Genomic DNA, 15,382 nt, shown 5'->3' on the forward strand with positions numbered 1-15,382 from the left:
ACTACGGACGGACATGAAACTTCGGACCAGCCCCCTCGCAGCCACTCGTGCGGGCGCCGCCCTCATCCACGAAGCAGAGCACCTGCTCAGCCTCCTGGACGCAGCCCAATCCGCCGTCACCTGACCGGCGGCTCGACCAGCGTCAGGACGCGGTGCGCCTCGACGGCGAACCTGGCTACGAACCCTCCGTGAACGCGGTGGCGTGGTCGGCGGCCCACTGGCGAAACGTTCGCGGCGCCGTCCCAAGGATGTCGGCCACCGCAGTGGTGATGTACGCGGGCTGTCCGACCGCCGCGCTCCACGCGGCGAGCAGCATGTCGACGACCGAGCTGGGCGCCGCGCCCTCCGACAGCCTTCGGAACTCGTCCGGCGTCATCTCCTCGAATGCGATCCGGTGCCCCAGGACGTCACCGATGACGTCCACCTGCGCGGCTTGGGTCAGCGATTCGGGGCCCGTAAGCACGTAGTCAGCTCCGACGTATCCATCCTGATAGAGCGTCCGCGCCGCGACGGCTGCGACGTCGCGGTCGTCGACCGGTGCCGTCTCGGCAGCGCCGTAAGGCCACCGGACGACCTCGTCGGCCCGGATTGCGGGCGCCCACCAGGCCAGCGAGTTCGACGCGAACATCCCCGGCCGGATGATTGTCGACTCGAGTCTGGTGGCCGCGATGAGCCGCTCGATGTGGGCGTGCAGCGCAGCCATGGGATTGGGCTGCTGGAAGAAGGGGTGCGGCGTCTGGTGCGGGGAGGAGAGGAAGACGACCCGCCGCACGTGGACTGCCAGCCGCTCGACGACTGCCTCGGCGGTCTGAGGTGGGGCGGTCCAGACGAGGAAGACCGCACCGGCGCCCTTCAATGCCGGGTCGAGTGACTCGGGCACGGTGAGGTCGCCGGTGAAGACCTCTACCTTCGCCGGCAGTGTCGCCGCCATCTCAGCGCGACGGGTGAGGGCGCGGACCGGCACGCCGGCTTCGAGGAGTTGGTCGATGACGACGCGGCCGACCCGGCCCGTCGCTCCGGTTACGAGCACGGGAGGAATGTCTGTCTGATTCACACCGACCAGGAAAGCGTTACTCGGTTAAAAAAGCAACTCGGTAATGAATGTTACCATGGTCAGATGAGCGAGCCGACGGGACTGCGGGCCCGCAAGAAGGAGCGGACGCGCGACGCCATCGGCGACGCGGCCGTCTCGCTGTTCCTGGAGCGCGGCTTCGACCGCGTCTCGGTCAACGACATCGCCGCGGCGGCCGAGGTCTCCAAGCCGACTCTCTTCCGGTACTTCCCCACCAAGGAAGACCTGGTGCTGTACCGGTTTGCGGATCACCAGGGCGAGGCAGCACGCGTCGTACGTGACCGTAAGTCCGGCATCAAGCCGGTGACGGCGCTGCACCGGCACTTCCGGGCCGGCCTTGATCAGTATGACCCCGTAACAGGCCTCAACGATCACCCCGAGGTGGTGGCGTTCCATCGGCTGGTGTTCACCACGCCGAGCCTGGCGGGACGGCTCACGCAGTACCAGCTCGAGGACGAGGAAGCACTGGCGGAGGCCCTCGGTGAAGGCATCCAGGCACGCCTGCGAGCCGCCCAGGTACTCGTGGTCCAACGGGTGCTCGCCCGGACCAACTGGCAGAAGATCGCCGACGGTCGAGCCGCCCACGACGTCCACCCCGAAGCCGTAGCCGACGCCGACCAGGCATTCAACCAACTGCGGTGACAGGTGGCACTCCCGGTCGAAGAAGGCCCCGCGGCCCGGCGCACGCGTCGCCACGTGCCCGGTCAGGCCTCCCGGATGCTGGTGGCCAGGCTCGCCCGAGAACGTGCCGATGGACCAGGCGTGGGCCGATCCGGCGGCGACGTCACTACGGGAAACCGGCGTGATCGAGGACTGCGCGCCGCCGACTGGTGGCCGGGACGGCGCATCCCGATCGACCGCTGGCGCGAGACGCTCGAGAAGACCGGCTTGGTCCGCAGGCACGCGAGCCTCAGTCCAACGGTCCTCCCGGCCATGAGCTCGGCTACATGGAGCTTGACCGCAGGGGCGCTGAGCTGCTGTTTCAGGTTCTGACGGAGCGCGAGGAAAAGAACAGTGTCGCCATCGCTTCGAACGAGAGTTTCAGCGGATGGACGAAGACGTTCACCGATCTCCGGCACTGCGCGGCCATCGTCGACCGGCTGACCTTCAACGGCGCCATCATCCAGACCGGCACCGAGTCCTACCGCCTTGCCCACGCCAAGACCCAAACCGAACAGGCCCAGGCCGGCTGACCGGCCGCCACACGGGAGGGGCCGCCTGACAGCCGAACCCGCGGGCCGTCCAGGAGCCGCCATTGACGCTGAACCTGCGAGGCGGGTCAGGCTATGAGCAGGCGGAGGCCGAGATCTGCCGCGTCGAGGTCGGCGAGGTCGCTGTTGCGCTCGGCCCATCGGCCGGAGTCGAGGTCGTCGCTGAGGCTTCGCACCGCCCGCTGCTCGGCCTCCGGCCCGACCCTCGTCCACACCGACATCGCACGGCGCACGTGATCCTCCAGATACGCTCCCGGCCGGCGCCAGTACGCCTCGAACAGGCCGTCAGCGCAGTCCCACGGGATGGGCACCGGCTCAGCGCGGGCGCCGATCGCGTCGGCCATCCCGGCAAGCGAGGGAAATTCTGCGAGGACGGCGGCGAACTCGGGCAGGTAGTCGCGGGTAAGCCAGAACCGGTCCTGCCATCGAGGCTCGTCGGTGTCGAACGTGAGCACCACCACACGGCGGGCCACGCGCCGCATCTCGCGCAGCCCCGCTATCGGGTCCCCCCAGTGGTGAACGGTGGAGACGGCCATCGCGACGTCGAAGGACTGGTCCTCGTACGGCAGGCTCTCCGCGGCGGCGGCCACGCACGGCGCCGAGCCGGGAGGCCGCTGCCCCCGCATGACTGCCGATGGCTCCACCGCGGTCACGTCGCGATCAGCAGGTTCGTAGGAGCCGGTGCCGGCTCCGACGTTCAGTACCGTCTGCGCGTCCCCGAGCGCGTCCCAGATCTGCGCGGCGATCCGCGGCTCGGTACGCCGTGTCGCGGTGTAAGCGCCGCCGATCGCGTCGTACAGCCGTGCACCGAGCACCTCGAGTTGTTCCTCCGGTGTCACCTTCAGTCCCTTCGCCCGTGCCGCAAGTTCCCTGTCGATGGCGGCCACCATGGCGTCAGCGCGATCACGCTGCTCCAGCAGCAGGCCGCGCAGTCGGCGCAGGTGCACGACTGCGTCGGTGGACGGGTCCCCGACCAGTTCCGCAATCTCCCGCAGCCCGAAGCCCAACCGCCGATAGGCCAGCACCTCCCGCAGCCGCTCCACGTCGCCCGCCGAATAGGCCCGGTACCCGGCCGCGGTCCGGGCCGACGGTCGAACGAGCCTGATCTCGTCATAGTGATGCAGCGTGCGGACACTCACGCCGGCCAGCTTGGCCACGTGTCCCACGGTCCAGTGATCCTCCACGGCAACCGACTATGCAGCCTGACGCCACGTGAGGGTCAAGCCCCACTTACGGCGGCAAGAGCCGAATGCGAAGCAGCGGTCCGAGGCGACTCCAACAAGCCAGAGCGATGGTCTGGTTCAGAGAAGCCTCGAACCGGACGGAGTGGCCCCGCAGCGCCCGAGCGACATCAAAAGTCACTGACATTGATCACGCTGCCCGCCCTCAGAATGACTCCCGAAGTCACTACGAAGGACCCGCGGCTTTCTGCGGTGTGCGCAGGTGTGGCGAGCCTGCCGCGCTCGCGGTCTCACACGTGAGGAGGCGCGCGCCTGTGCGCCCGGGCCCTGAGGCGTGGCGCGGTTCCGGAGTGGGGGAGCATCTGCGCCAGCCCCACGTCGTCAAACGCAAGGTGTCCAACTGTCGGCGGGGCGGCGGCACCAGGTGCTGAGCGGATACTCGAGAGACTCCGATGTGGCAGCTGTAGCAGCCTGCGGGCATGCCACAGCTGCGCGTTCATGCGGGCCGCCACTGTTTCGGCGCTCAAGGTGGCGTCCGTGTGTGTACTTGGTGGTCTCGCCGTCGGACCAGCGGACGACCAGGTCGTCAGGCCAGCGGTTGGAATGGTGGCTGCCCGCTGTCGTCACCGAGTCGTGGGACCAGGTGCTGCCGGCCGGAGACATCTGGACTTCTCCGTTACACGCGCCGCTGTACGGCTCCTTTGCTCTCCGTTCGCGTGTTGCGATGGGAATCGGCCGCTGACGGTCTGTCGGAGGTTGACGATCGTCGTACCCTGTCTGTGCTGCGGGGGCGTGGTCATTCCGCCCGCAGAGCCATCATGGGTGAGACCGCTGCTGAACGCAGGACCGGGATCACTGAGGCACCCAGCACGAGGGCCAGGGCGCTCACGGACGTCACCGCCAGCTGCCCGTACGGGATGGTGAGGCTGCTGAGACCGGGCAGTGCGCCGAGCATCATCGCGCCGTAGAGTGAGCCCAGCGTGACGCCGGGGACGGCTGCGTACAGGCCGAGCAGTCCGGCTTCCCAGGCCAGCACGGAGCGCAGACGTGAACCGCGCATGCCTACCGCTCGCAGGACACCGTTCTCTCTCTCGCGTTCTGTCGAGGACAGGGTCAGGGTGATTGTCACACCTACGAGCGACACCAGCATGGTGATGCCGACCAGTCCCAGTGCCGTGATCCGCAGCTGGTCGATGGTCTGTCGCAGGGCGGCCCGTTCTTCGCCCTGGTGGGTGATGTGGAGCGAAGCGTTCGGCGGCAGTGCCTTGTCCAGCGGGGTGCGCAGGGACGACGGGTTGTCCGGGTGGACGGCGGTGATGTACAAGGACCGTACCGGGGGGTGGGGCGCCAGTTCGGCGAAGTCCTCTGGCAGGACGGCGACATCGCCCAACAGGGGGGAGGTGTTGTCCGGGTGGATCAGGCCCACTTCGGCGCTGGACTTCCGGTCGCCGGAGATCCGCAGCGAGATCCGGTCGCCGGGACGGACCCCGAGTGCCTCCGCCAGGGACGTGGAGACGGCTGCTTGTCCATGCCGTAGGCCTCCGCCGTGGGAGTCCGGTCGGCTGTCGGCGAGCAGTGCCGGGATGGGGCCGGGGTCGAGGCCTCGGACATCGATTTCCTGGTGGCGGCCGTTGCCGCCGAGGGCAACGCCGTCCACGCGGGTGACGGGCACTGCCGCGCGGGTCTCGGGCAGTGCCGCCACGGCGTCCACCACAGCCGGGGTCAGGGCCGACGAGCCGGTGGGCGCCGCGTCGAGCACGACGTCGAGCGGGTCGCGCTCCCGCAGCCGCTGGTCCGTTCCCTTCTCCACCGAGGCCAATGCCACAAGCACTGCGGCGACCATGGTGATGCCCACGGTGAGGACCGTCGCGCAGGCCGCGGTCCGGCGCGCGGCACGGCTCAGGTTGCGCAACGCCAGAACACCGTCCAGCCCGGCGGCCGCCCGCACGGGCCGGTGGAGGGCGCGTGCCGCGCCGCGCAGCAGTGTTGGGCCGAGCGCGAGGAGACAGCCGAACAGAGCGATCGCGGAGGCGAGTGAGCCGAGCGCCGCCGTGGCACCGTCAGCGCCGCCGAGACTGGCGAGGCCGATGAGCAGGAGCGCGCAGCCCAGGCAGAAAGCTCCGATCAGCGCGCGTGTGCGGCCGGTACGGTCCGCCACGTGGCGGGTGCTCGACACAGACAGGGCGGCGACCGGTGCGACGCGTGCCGCGGCTCTCGCTGCCGGCATGGCGGCGGCGAGGGCGGCGAGTACGGAGACGAGCACACATCCGGACAGGGCCGGCGGCGAGATCTCGGGGCCGGGCAGGCCTGCGATTCCGGTGATCGCGAAGGAGCAGCAGACCGCCGTGGCCGTCCCGACCGCACCGGCGATCAGGCCGGAACCCGCGGCCTGCAGCAGCATGGACCGCGTCACCTGCCCTGGCCTGGCGCCCACGCAGCGCAGTAGGGCCAGCCGTGTCTGGTCCCGGACGAGCAGCACCCGGTACGTCGTGGAGACGATGAGGGTTCCGGCGAGCAGGGCCACCAAGACGAAGATCGTGAGCAGGGTGGACACGGCGGTGACCCGCTTGGATCCGTTCGCCTCTGCTCGCAGTTGGGAGGCGGTACTCACGGAGAAGTCCGTGCCCAGCTCACCTTGTACCGCGGCCGCCACCTCGGCGGCGGGGCGGTCCGTGACGCGGAGCAGCGCCTGTTGCCAGCCGTCGGTGCCCAGCCATGAACGGGCGTTGGCGGGCGTGGTGAGCACCGCGGCTCCCATGGCCGAAGGGGTCTGGACGACACCCGAGACCGTCACGGTCACCGTTCGGGCAGGAGCGCTGCGGGCCGGGCCGTCCCCGGCCTGGGCGACGAGTGTGATCGGGCTGCCGACTCCCATCCCTGGGAGGTCGGCCAGCGCCCGCGTGAGCACGACTTCACCTGGTCCGTCAGGGAGGGTGCCCCGCACCGGGCGGACGAGGGACTGCGGACCTGTGAGTGCCGTGCCGACCAACGGGTAGGGGTCACGGCCCGCGCCGTGCACAAGTACGCTGCCCGTGGCCACGGGTTGGACCCCGGCTACCCCCGGTGTTTTCCCGAGTTCCTCGACCTGCTTGTCGGCGAGCGGCTGGTTGCCGTCCGCGCCGACCACCACGGCCGTCCCCGCGGCGACCGTCGAGAGGTCATCGGCCAACTGCCGCTTCATGGTGTCGGTCAAGATGATCGAACCGGCCAGGAAGAATGCCGTGACCATCAGGGTGCAGCCGGTGAGCAGCAGCCGTGACGGCCTGGTCGCGATCTGCCGTACAGTCGCCTTGGTCAGTCCCGATGCCATCAACGCCCTCACCGCCTGACCGGGTTGTGGAGCGCGTCGAGCACGGACTCGGGAGTGGGTTCGTCGACCCTTCCGCTGATGCGGCCGTCCAGCAGCAGCACGACGCGGTCGCAATACGAGGCCGCCACGGGGTCGTGCGTGACCATCACCACCGTCTGACCGAACTCACGGGTGGAGTACCGCAGGCACTCCAGTACGTCCCGGCCGGACCTGGCGTCCAGATTCCCGGTGGGCTCGTCCGCGAAGACGACTGCGGGACGGGCCGCCAGCGCGCGAGCGATGCCGATGCGCTGCTGTTGTCCACCGGACAACTGTGAAGGCCGACGTGAGAGGTGGTCACCGATCCGCAGGGCGCTCACGAGCGTGTCCAGCCAGCCCTGGTCGGGGCGGCGGCCTGCTATCTCCAGCGGCAGCAGGATGTTCTCGGAGCCGTTCAACTCTGGTAGCAGGTGGTACTGCTGGAAGACAAAACCGATGCGATCGCGACGCAGGTCCGTGCGCTGCCGCTCGGACAGCGCAGTGATCTCGGTGTCCTCCAGGGTGATCGTGCCGGAAGACGGACGGTCCAGGCCGGCAAGGCAGTGCATCAGGGTGGACTTCCCGGATCCGGAAGGTCCCATGACAGCCAGGAAGCTCCCCTTGCCGATCTCCAGGTCGACTCCGCGCAGCGCCTGGACGCCTGCCGCCGCCGTGGTGCCGGGCTCGTCCGCACCGTACACCTTGGTGACGGCCCTCGCGCGGACCGCCGTACCAGCGGACATGCTCGTCGAGGTCATCGGATCAGCCCTTCAGGGAGACGGAGCACGACAGGTATCCCTTGGCGTTGGGCTTCTTCTCCTCGTCCTTGAGCTTGTCGTCGACGTAGATGCGGCAGGAGGTGCCGGGTTCGGGGTTGTCGACGCTCACTTGGTTGAAGCCGAACCCGACGTTCTGCGCCATGGTCCAGGGCAGCTTCTGAAATGACGCGGTCTTCCCGTTGTTGTCGCCGGAGAAGCTGTAGACGACGTTGGCCCTGCCGGGGCCTGCCACCTCCATCTTCACGTCATAGCTGGGGCCCAACACGCCGCAGCCGGTGAGTGACACGGCTGCCGCGGCCAGGGAACCGGCCGTCAGCAGGGAAGTGACATGAGTACGGAACGCGGGGAACGTCACGGCAGCTCCTGGTGATGGGAGGAAATTGCGCCTTGCACGCACATCATTCTGTGGAGCGGCGACGGGTCGCGATGCCGTCGAAAGACCGTATTCGCTCCAGCGGCATCAGCCGAAAGTACGTACCGCTCCTCACCCTCCAAGGGGTCGGCCGGCGGCCGTCTAGACTTCTCGCCATGCCCCGCTCTCTCCGGCTTACCTGGCCTGCGACGGTGGCCGCGCTGGGTCTGTGTGCGCTGCTTGTGCTGCTCGACACGTCTGTGGTGAGCGTCAGCTACATCGGCGTGGCGGTCGTCGCGAGCGGGGTCACGGCTCTGGCCGCCGCCGCTGCGCAGATGCGGTTGTACCGGTTCGGCCGGCAATGGACGGCCTGCGCGTTGTCCGTCGTCGTGGCGACCCTTTCGCTGCTGACCACGTCCCTGGTAGAGGGCACCGTGCTGCAGCGCACCCCGGGGTGGGCAGAACTGGCCGGGTTGCTGGTGCTGCTGTGTCTTGCCTGCCGGTACGGGCGGCCTGTGCCGCTGGTGTTGTCAGCGGTCCCGCTCTTCGTGGCGGTGGTGCGGATCGAGGGCCGCGCTCCGGCGCTGTCGGATCTACCGCTGCTCAAGGACATCGACGGCCTGTTCACCCTGCTTCCGGTGGCGTTCGCACTGCTGGGCGGCTACCTGCGAACCGAGGACGGCCGACGCCGGACCGCGGCGCAGAACGTACGCCGGGCAGAACGCCTTGATCTCGCCCGTGACTTGCACGATCACGTGGCCCACTACGTCACGGCGGTCGTCGTCCAGGCTCAGGCCGGTGAACACATCGCGGAACGTGACCCGGTCACGGCACGCAAGCTGTTCGCCAACATCGAGCAGACCGGCCAGGAAGGACTGGTGGCGATGAGCCGCATGGTCCGACTTCTGCGTGACGTGGACGGAGCCATGACGCAGGCACCTGTCACTCCCGTCATGACGAGGATCGAGGCGCTCGTTGGCCAGTTCAGCGGCACGGGACAGCAGGCCTGGCTGGACGTAGCGGACGACGTGGACGGTGCCGTCTGGTCGACGCAACTCGCCAAAACGGTGGAACGACTGGTCCAGGAGGGCCTGACCAACATCCGCAAGCACGCCCGCACAGCGACCACCGTGCATGTCAGGCTGGAAACCGACGGAGACCGGCTCGTCGTCCGGGTACGTGACAACGCGGTCGGTCAGCAGCGCGGGCGGGTGTGGTTCCGCCCCAGCGGCTTCGGCATGGTCGGGCTTTCGGAGCGGGTGGCCGAACTGGGTGGTGAGCTCAACAGCGGCCGCATGCCCGAGGGCGGCTGGGAGCTGGCTGCGTCCATACCTGTGAAGTGAGGGAGTGGGAAGCCGTAGTGAGCGTCTCTGTGGTGATCGCCGACGATCAGGAGATGGTGCGGATGGGCTTCCGCCTCATCCTGGAGGGGCAGGACGACATCTCCGTGGTCGGGGAGGCATCCGACGGTGTCGAGGCGGTCGAGGCAGTTGACCGACTGCGACCGGACGTCTGCCTGATGGACATCCGCATGCCGAGGCTGGACGGTCTGGAGGCGACCAGGCGACTGCGCCAGGCGCAGAGAGCTGCGACGGACGGCACGACGGACGGCACAAAGATCGTCATCCTGACGACGTTCGACATGGACGAGTACGTCTACGGAGCGATCCGCGCCGGCGCCAGCGGCTTCGTGGTCAAGAACTCCGGCCCCCGACTGCTGATCGAAGCGGTGCATGCCGCTGTCAGCGGTGACGCTCTCATCTCGCCGTCCGTCACCGTCCGGCTCCTGCAACACCTGAGCAGACCATCGCGCGCCGAGACCGCAGCCGCCGCCGCACGACGGCTCACCCCCCAGGAACTGAAGGTCGTGAGCCTGGTCGCCCGCGGACACACGAACAGCGAGATCGCCGGACGGCTGACTCTCTCGCTCAGCACCATCAAAAGTCACCTCAGCCGGGTTCAGGACAAACTACCGGCCCGCAACCGTGTGGAGATCGCAGCCTGGGCCTGGGAACACGGCGTCGTCGGCTGAAGCCGCCGCGGCCCTGAGCCGTTGTCGTTGTCGGAGAGTGCATCCGTGCCGGTCAGGCAGGCCTGTCGGGGGGAGGCAGCGGGGAAGGCCGGCGAGGACAATGCGGTCCTCGGGCGCGAAGCGGGGGAGGCGGCCTCCGCAGAGCTGATGGGGCACCCTGTTCGACCTGCGGCGATTCATCAAGTGCGGTGGCAGTACTGGGCCAGGGTGCCGAGCATCACGTTGGCGAGGATACGCGTGTCCTTCGGGCCGTTCAGGATGGGCGCAGGGAACAGGCCCTGCGGGTCGATGCTGCTCATATCGGTCTGGTGGCGGTAGCCGCCCTGCCGGATGGAGCCGGCATGCGGATTTCCGCGCACGGCCATGTCGACGGCCCGCTCGACCTGGTTGGCAGTGGGCTGCAACTCCTGCGCCCTGCCGTCGTTGCGGGAGACGGAGCACCAGCGGTCGGGTTCGGTGGGGTCGAGCGACACAGCGGTGCCCGCGGTCCGCGTCAGTTGCGTGTGCTTGCCGGTCGGGCCGACTTCGATACACCGGCGAGGTGCTGGCTGGTCTTGACGCCCGTGCTGGTGACCGCGGATGCCACCGTCACCGGCGTGTCCGCCGTCACCGTGGCGGGTGCCTGCGCCGGAGTGTCCTGAGCTGCGGATTCGGTCCTGGTGAAACCCGTGCCCGCGTTGCCGAGCTGCTCAAGCCCTGCCCGGAGGCCAGGAGTCACTTGGCCGGTGACCGCGCCCCGTCCGGTCACCCCGCGGCGGCTGGGGTCGGGGTGCCGGGTTCGGGCAGCAGGCGGTAGCGGCCCTCGTCGCGGCGCACCAGGCCGGCGGTCGGGCTGGGGAAGTGGGTGCCGAGAAGCAGGTCGTCGGTGTCGGCCAGGTGGTCGAGGAGACGGCGGCGACTGCTCACGGCCTGCTCGGGGTCGATGTCGACGCAGCTGGTCAGGTGGGGGTGGGACAGCTGCACGGGGTGGTGGATGCTGTCGCCTGTGATCAGGGCCGAGCGGTCGGCGCCGTGCAGTTCCACGGCGATCTGGCCCGGGGTGTGCCCGGCGGCGGGGACCAGGCGGATGCCTGCCGCCACCTGGTGTCCCTCGGCGGGGACGTCGGCGAGGTCGAACTGCCCGTTGTCGTGGACGGGCAGGACCGAATCGAGGAACATCTGCCGGCGGTTGGCGTCCAGGTCGGCGGCCGCCCAGTAGTCCCACTCCGTACGGCTGGTGAGGTAGCGGGCGTTGGGGAAGCTCGGCACCCAACGCTCGCCGTCCAGGCGGGTGTTCCAGCCGACGTGATCGGTGTGCAGATGCGTGATGATCACCAGGTCCACCGATTCGGGCGCGAATCCCGCAGCCGTCAGGCGCCGCAGGTAGTCGGTGTCGAGGCCGTTCCAGGCGGGGTTGGCACGCTCCTTGCCGTTGCCGATGCCGGTGTCCACGAGGATACGCAGGCCCCCGGCCTCGACGGCGAAGGTGTGGCTGGCGAGGTGGGGCACCTCGGCGTCGGCGAAGTCGGGGCGCAGCCACGGCGCTTCGTCGATGACGTCCTTGGTGGCCGCGGGGAGGAGCCAGGGGCCGGTCTGCGGGGGCAGCGCGATCTCGTCGATCCGGCGGACGGTGATCTCGCCGAGGTCCCAGGAGACGTGGGTGTCGGCGGGGCTGGGCTGGTTGTGGGTCATCGGTCTGCCTTTCGGTGTGCTGTCCGTCCGGTGCGGCGTACGGGGTCTGCGCGAGGGGTCGGTTGGCGAGGTCTGTGCGAGGGATCAGTCGGTGGCGGGCCGGCGCCGGGGCAGGGGTGGTACGGCGAGGGCGGTCAGGGCCAAGAGGACGACGGTGGCGCCATAGAGGGACACGGCAGTGGTGAGGCCGTACCGGTTCGTCAGGACTCCGGCGAGGATCGCCGGGATGCTCATGGCGAGGTAGCTCAGCACGTAGTAGGCGGCGAGGGTCCCGGCGCTCTCGTCGGCTGCCGACCTGGACAGCAGTTGGCGCAGCGTGCCCTGGGTCACCGCCCCGAAGCCCACCCCGGAGAGCACCGTGCCGGCGAACAGCGCGACCAGGCTGTGCTGGTAGGGGCTGCTGAGGGTCAGCAGGGCACCGGGGATGAGCATCGCCGCACCGCCGGTGTGCGCGGTGCTCGCGGGCAGCGTCCTGGCGGCGACCACCGCCAGGGCAGCGGCGGAGCTCAGGGCGAAGAAGACCAGGCCGCCGACGGCCCGGGGCGTGAGGGGGTCGATCGTGCGGGCCAGGCCGGGGCCGAGCGAGGAGTAGAAGCCGCCGAGGGCCCAGGCGGCGGTCACACCGGGGGCGGTGAGCAGCATCGTCCGGCGGGCGCAGGGGGCGATGGCGATGCGGGGGCGCAGGGAGCGCCACGCCCCCGGGTGCGGGTGCGCCGTCTCCGGGGTGAGGGCGAGGGCAGCGGCCTGGGCGGTGAACAGTGCGAGCAGCACGAGGTAGACGGTGTGCGTCGGTGCGGGGGCGTACTGGACGAGAGCGGTGGAGGCCAGCACGCCGGCCGCCATGCCGCTCACCGGGGTGACGCTGTTGGCCAGCGCGGCCCGGCCCGGGCGGCCGGGGTACTCGAAGTCGAGCAGCGCGGCCCCGGCTGCTCCCGACGCCGCGCCGGTGGCCAGGCCCTGGACGATCCGGGCGGCGATGAGCTCGGCCACTCCGTGCGCGGTGGCGAAGACCGCCATGGCGGCGGCCTCGGCGAGCAGCGCCCCGGCGAGCACCGGGCGGCGGCCCAGGTAGTCGGAGAGGGTGCCGACGGCGAGCAGCGCCACGAGCAGGGCGAGCGCGTAGGCGCTGAACACGACCGTGACCGTGAGGGCCGAGAAGTGCCACTCGGCCTGGTAGAGGGCGTAGAGCGGCGTCGGCGCGCTGGAGGCGGCCAGCAGACCGACCAGGATGGAGGCTTGGAGGGCGAAGGACTGCCGGCGGGGGCAGGACCGGGTGGCTGTGAGGAGGGGCACGGAACGTCTCCGAACGAGCTTAAAGCAACGCCTTTGCGATAAGGAGTGTAGGCGTCACACAGCCACTAACGCAACGGATTCGCTTTTATGAGGTGAACACCGGCGGCGGCGCCGCCGGGCAGCCGCCGCCGGTACGCCTCGCCGAGGTGTCACGGCCGACGTCGCGCCGGCAGGACGGACGGCCGCGCGTCCGGACGCTCAGGACGGTTCGAGCGCCGCCGCCACCAGGCGGTGGACGTACTCCACCGACAGGCCGTCGGGGCGGAAGAGGATGCGGTACATCACCGGCGCCACCACGCGGTCCAGCAGTCCCTCTACGTCCGGCACCGCCTCGCCGCGCCCGGCCGCGCGCACTCCGATCGCCTTCAACTGCTCGACCGCGTAGTCGGAGCAGCGGACGGCGCCGCCGTCCGCCGGGTCGCCGGCCAGCGCGTCGTGGATGTAATGCACACCCACCGGCGAGGACATCTCCTCCAGGAACTGCTCCGCCCATGCCAGAAGATCCGCCCGAAGACTGCCGTGGTCGGCCGGGGGTGCCTCCGGGCGCAGCCGCTGCACCGCCACATCGGACAGCAGCGCCTGCAGATCGCCCCAGCGCCGGTAGACCGTCGAGGGAGTGACTCCCGCGCGGGCGGCGATCAGGGGCACGGTCAGCCCGGCCCGGCCGACCTCGGCCTCCAGTTCCCGCACGGCCCGGTGCACAGCCTGCTGGACGCGCGCGCTGCGGCCGCCGGGGCGTACTGCGTTTCGGATAGCCATGACACCCACTCTAACGCGAATGGTTTGCGTCAAGCATGGCCGAGTCCTACTCTTCAAGCGCGCATGGACCGCGGGCGCGCCGCGTGGCTGTGCTGGGCGGCAAGCCAGATCGCCCCGGCCATCCTGTCGTGCAGTGAGTGCACGGGATCAGGAGGATCTTGCCGTGGGCGTGGCACTGACCACAGAAAAGTGTGAGTGATTGAGGACTCACATGAGCAGGGAGCGAACCCGTCAGCTGTCCACTGCCGAGGAGCGCCGCGAGACGGTGCTGCGCATCGCCATCGGCGCCTTCGCCGCCCGGGGCTACTGCGGCACCACCACGACCGAGGCGGCGGTCTGGATCGCGGACGGCGATCCCCCCCCCGGCTGAACCCGCCTTTCGCTGTTCCGCCCCTGTCTGTTGCTGCTACCGCCCCCTTCGGGAGATCCTCAACCATGCCCATGGTCAACTCCGGCTTCAGCATCCTGTCCGAGGACTTCGCCGCCGACCCCTACCCCCACTTCGCGTGGCTGAGGGACCAGGCACCGGTGCACTACGAGCCGGCGATCGACAGTTACTTCCTCTCCCGCTACCAGGACGTGAAGCGGGTGCTGACCGACGATCAGGAGTTCACCACCCAAACGCTTCAGGTACGTGCCGAGCCAGTGATGCGTGGTCGGGTCCTCGCCCAGATGACCGGCGCCGAGCACACCGCCAAGCGCAAGATCGTGGTGCGCGCGTTCACCGGACGGGCCCTGCACGACCAGATACGCGCCATCCACGCCAACGCCGCCGAGCTCATCGCACCCTTTCTTCCCTGGGGGCGGCTAGACCTCGTCAACGACTTCGGCAAGCCCCTGGCCGTCTGCGTGACGCTCGACGTTCTCGGCCTGGACAAGAAGGACTGGCAGCAGGTCGCCGCCTGGCACAGCGGGGTCGCCGAGTTCATCACCAGTATCGTCCTCACACCCGAACGCCGCCGGCACTGCATGGACTGTGCCGAGCAACTCGAGGCCTACCTCGTTCCCGTCATACAAAAGCGCCGCCGTCACCCGGGCGAGGACCTGATATCGAGGCTGTGCACCGCCGAGTTCGACGGCATCGCCATGTGCGACCGCGAGGTGACCGCGCTGATCATCAACGTCTTGGCCGCCGCCACCGAGCCCGCCGACAAGACGCTCGCCCTCCTCTTCAAGCACCTGATCGACCACCCGGAACAGTTGGCGCAGGTCCGCCAGGATCCGACCCTGCTGTCCGCCGCGATCGCCGAGACACTGCGCTACACCCCGCCCGTCCAGCTCGTCCCCCGCCGGGCGGAGCGGGACGCCGTGTTCGCCGGCAGCACCGTCCCGGCAGGTGCCACCGTCTTCTGCATGATCGGTGCAGCCAACCGTGACCCCGACGCCTTCGCCGTGCCGGACACTTTCGACATCCTTCGTACGGACCTGGGCACCGCCCGCTCCTTCACCGCTGCCGCCCAACACCTGGCTTTCGGCTCGGGACTCCACCAGTGCGTCGGCGCAGCCTTCGCTCGCGCGGAGATCGAGACCGTCGCCGCGATGCTCCTCTCCCTGCTCGACCAGGTCCGCCACACCCCCGGCTTCCGCTACCGGGAGACCGGCCTGTACACCCGTGGCCCCGCCTCCCTCTGCGTGGAATTCACCCCCGCCCGAAGGACGCCCGAACTTCACTGACCTCCGGCGGGGCGGGCGGCACCTTTCCCG

The 15,382-nt window shown here is 69.5% G+C and carries 14 protein-coding genes and 1 pseudogene; 6 read left to right on the plus strand and 9 right to left on the minus strand.

Annotated features, from left to right (window positions below; all coding sequences use genetic code 11):
- Nucleotides 1-175: 175 nt before the first annotated feature.
- Nucleotides 176-1,030, minus strand: coding sequence for an NAD(P)H-binding protein (locus tag ACFYZB_RS38135; protein ID WP_388766289.1), 855 nt, complete (start codon nt 1,028-1,030; stop codon nt 176-178).
- A gap of 87 nt (nt 1,031-1,117) precedes the next feature.
- On the opposite strand from ACFYZB_RS38135, the gene ACFYZB_RS38140 reads away from it, so the two are divergent.
- Together ACFYZB_RS38140 and ACFYZB_RS38145 are read left to right on the plus strand one after the other, a co-directional pair.
- The gene (locus ACFYZB_RS38140; protein ID WP_351217632.1) at nt 1,118-1,714 is read left to right on the plus strand and encodes a TetR family transcriptional regulator; all 597 of its coding nucleotides are present in this window, start codon (nt 1,118-1,120) and stop codon (nt 1,712-1,714) included.
- Between the two features lie 293 nt (nt 1,715-2,007).
- Nucleotides 2,008-2,265 (plus strand): annotated as a pseudogene (locus tag ACFYZB_RS38145) (ATP-binding protein); the annotation flags it as partial.
- Between the two features lie 86 nt (nt 2,266-2,351).
- Here the strand turns inward: ACFYZB_RS38145 and ACFYZB_RS38150 are convergent.
- The 4 genes from ACFYZB_RS38150 to ACFYZB_RS38165 all read right to left on the minus strand — a co-directional run bounded on the left by ACFYZB_RS38150 (nt 2,352) and on the right by ACFYZB_RS38165 (nt 7,926).
- A complete protein-coding gene (locus tag ACFYZB_RS38150; RefSeq protein ID WP_388766415.1) occupies nt 2,352-3,449 on the minus strand; it encodes a MerR family transcriptional regulator in 1,098 nt (365 codons plus the stop codon).
- An 811-nt stretch (nt 3,450-4,260) separates the two neighbouring features.
- On the minus strand, nt 4,261-6,774 hold the full coding sequence (locus tag ACFYZB_RS38155; protein ID WP_388766290.1) for an FtsX-like permease family protein: 2,514 nt from the start codon (nt 6,772-6,774) through the stop codon (nt 4,261-4,263).
- Nucleotides 6,775-6,782: 8 nt separating this feature from the next.
- Nucleotides 6,783-7,550 carry an ABC transporter ATP-binding protein gene (locus ACFYZB_RS38160; protein WP_388766292.1) on the minus strand — a complete coding sequence of 256 codons (768 nt, stop codon included), beginning with the start codon at nt 7,548-7,550 and terminating at the stop codon, nt 6,783-6,785.
- 4 nt (nt 7,551-7,554) lie between these two features.
- On the minus strand, nt 7,555-7,926 hold the full coding sequence (locus tag ACFYZB_RS38165) for an MmpS family transport accessory protein (protein ID WP_388766294.1): 372 nt from the start codon (nt 7,924-7,926) through the stop codon (nt 7,555-7,557).
- Between the two features lie 32 nt (nt 7,927-7,958).
- Between ACFYZB_RS38165 and ACFYZB_RS38170 the strand changes: the two genes are divergently transcribed.
- Together ACFYZB_RS38170 and ACFYZB_RS38175 are read left to right on the plus strand one after the other, a co-directional pair.
- The gene (locus ACFYZB_RS38170) at nt 7,959-9,266 is read left to right on the plus strand and encodes a sensor histidine kinase (RefSeq protein ID WP_388766296.1); all 1,308 of its coding nucleotides are present in this window, start codon (nt 7,959-7,961) and stop codon (nt 9,264-9,266) included.
- A 17-nt stretch (nt 9,267-9,283) separates the two neighbouring features.
- Nucleotides 9,284-9,955, plus strand: a complete 672-nt coding sequence (locus ACFYZB_RS38175) for a response regulator (RefSeq protein ID WP_388766297.1) — start codon at nt 9,284-9,286, stop codon at nt 9,953-9,955.
- A 179-nt stretch (nt 9,956-10,134) separates the two neighbouring features.
- Here the strand turns inward: ACFYZB_RS38175 and ACFYZB_RS38180 are convergent, their stop codons facing one another.
- From ACFYZB_RS38180 to ACFYZB_RS38195, 4 genes are all read right to left on the minus strand, one after another.
- Nucleotides 10,135-10,428 carry a hypothetical protein gene (locus ACFYZB_RS38180; protein WP_388766299.1) on the minus strand — a complete coding sequence of 98 codons (294 nt, stop codon included), beginning with the start codon at nt 10,426-10,428 and terminating at the stop codon, nt 10,135-10,137.
- Between the two features lie 271 nt (nt 10,429-10,699).
- Nucleotides 10,700-11,626, minus strand: a complete 927-nt coding sequence (locus ACFYZB_RS38185; protein WP_388766300.1) for an MBL fold metallo-hydrolase — start codon at nt 11,624-11,626, stop codon at nt 10,700-10,702.
- Nucleotides 11,627-11,710: 84 nt separating this feature from the next.
- Entirely contained in the window at nt 11,711-12,919 is a 1,209-nt protein-coding gene (locus ACFYZB_RS38190) for an MFS transporter (protein ID WP_388766302.1), read from the minus strand.
- A gap of 198 nt (nt 12,920-13,117) precedes the next feature.
- Nucleotides 13,118-13,678: a TetR/AcrR family transcriptional regulator gene (locus ACFYZB_RS38195; RefSeq protein ID WP_388766304.1), complete on the minus strand. Its 561-nt coding sequence runs from the start codon at nt 13,676-13,678 to the stop codon at nt 13,118-13,120.
- Nucleotides 13,679-13,889: 211 nt separating this feature from the next.
- On the opposite strand from ACFYZB_RS38195, the gene ACFYZB_RS38200 reads away from it, so the two are divergent.
- Both ACFYZB_RS38200 and ACFYZB_RS38205 read left to right on the plus strand, forming a co-directional pair.
- A complete protein-coding gene (locus ACFYZB_RS38200) occupies nt 13,890-14,048 on the plus strand; it encodes a hypothetical protein (RefSeq protein WP_388766306.1) in 159 nt (52 codons plus the stop codon).
- A gap of 65 nt (nt 14,049-14,113) precedes the next feature.
- Nucleotides 14,114-15,352: a cytochrome P450, cyclodipeptide synthase-associated gene (locus ACFYZB_RS38205; protein WP_388766307.1), complete on the plus strand. Its 1,239-nt coding sequence runs from the start codon at nt 14,114-14,116 to the stop codon at nt 15,350-15,352.
- The last annotated feature ends 30 nt before the right edge of the window (nt 15,353-15,382 follow it).

The organism is Streptomyces sp. NPDC001852, assembly GCF_042891825.1.
In the GTDB taxonomy this organism is placed as follows: Bacteria; Actinomycetota; Actinomycetes; order Streptomycetales; family Streptomycetaceae; genus Streptomyces.

Coding starts and splice junctions, on each gene's coding strand:
- ACFYZB_RS38140 (WP_351217632.1), top strand. CDS start 1,118: ATGAGCGAGCCGACGGGACTGCGGGCCCGCAAGAAGGAGCGGACGCGC.
- ACFYZB_RS38200 (WP_388766306.1), top strand. CDS start 13,890: ATGAGCAGGGAGCGAACCCGTCAGCTGTCCACTGCCGAGGAGCGCCGC.
- ACFYZB_RS38205 (WP_388766307.1), top strand. CDS start 14,114: ATGCCCATGGTCAACTCCGGCTTCAGCATCCTGTCCGAGGACTTCGCC.
- ACFYZB_RS38185 (WP_388766300.1), bottom strand. CDS start 11,626: ATGACCCACAACCAGCCCAGCCCCGCCGACACCCACGTCTCCTGGGAC.
- ACFYZB_RS38195 (WP_388766304.1), bottom strand. CDS start 13,678: ATGGCTATCCGAAACGCAGTACGCCCCGGCGGCCGCAGCGCGCGCGTC.
- ACFYZB_RS38160 (WP_388766292.1), bottom strand. CDS start 7,550: ATGACCTCGACGAGCATGTCCGCTGGTACGGCGGTCCGCGCGAGGGCC.
- ACFYZB_RS38155 (WP_388766290.1), bottom strand. CDS start 6,774: ATGGCATCGGGACTGACCAAGGCGACTGTACGGCAGATCGCGACCAGG.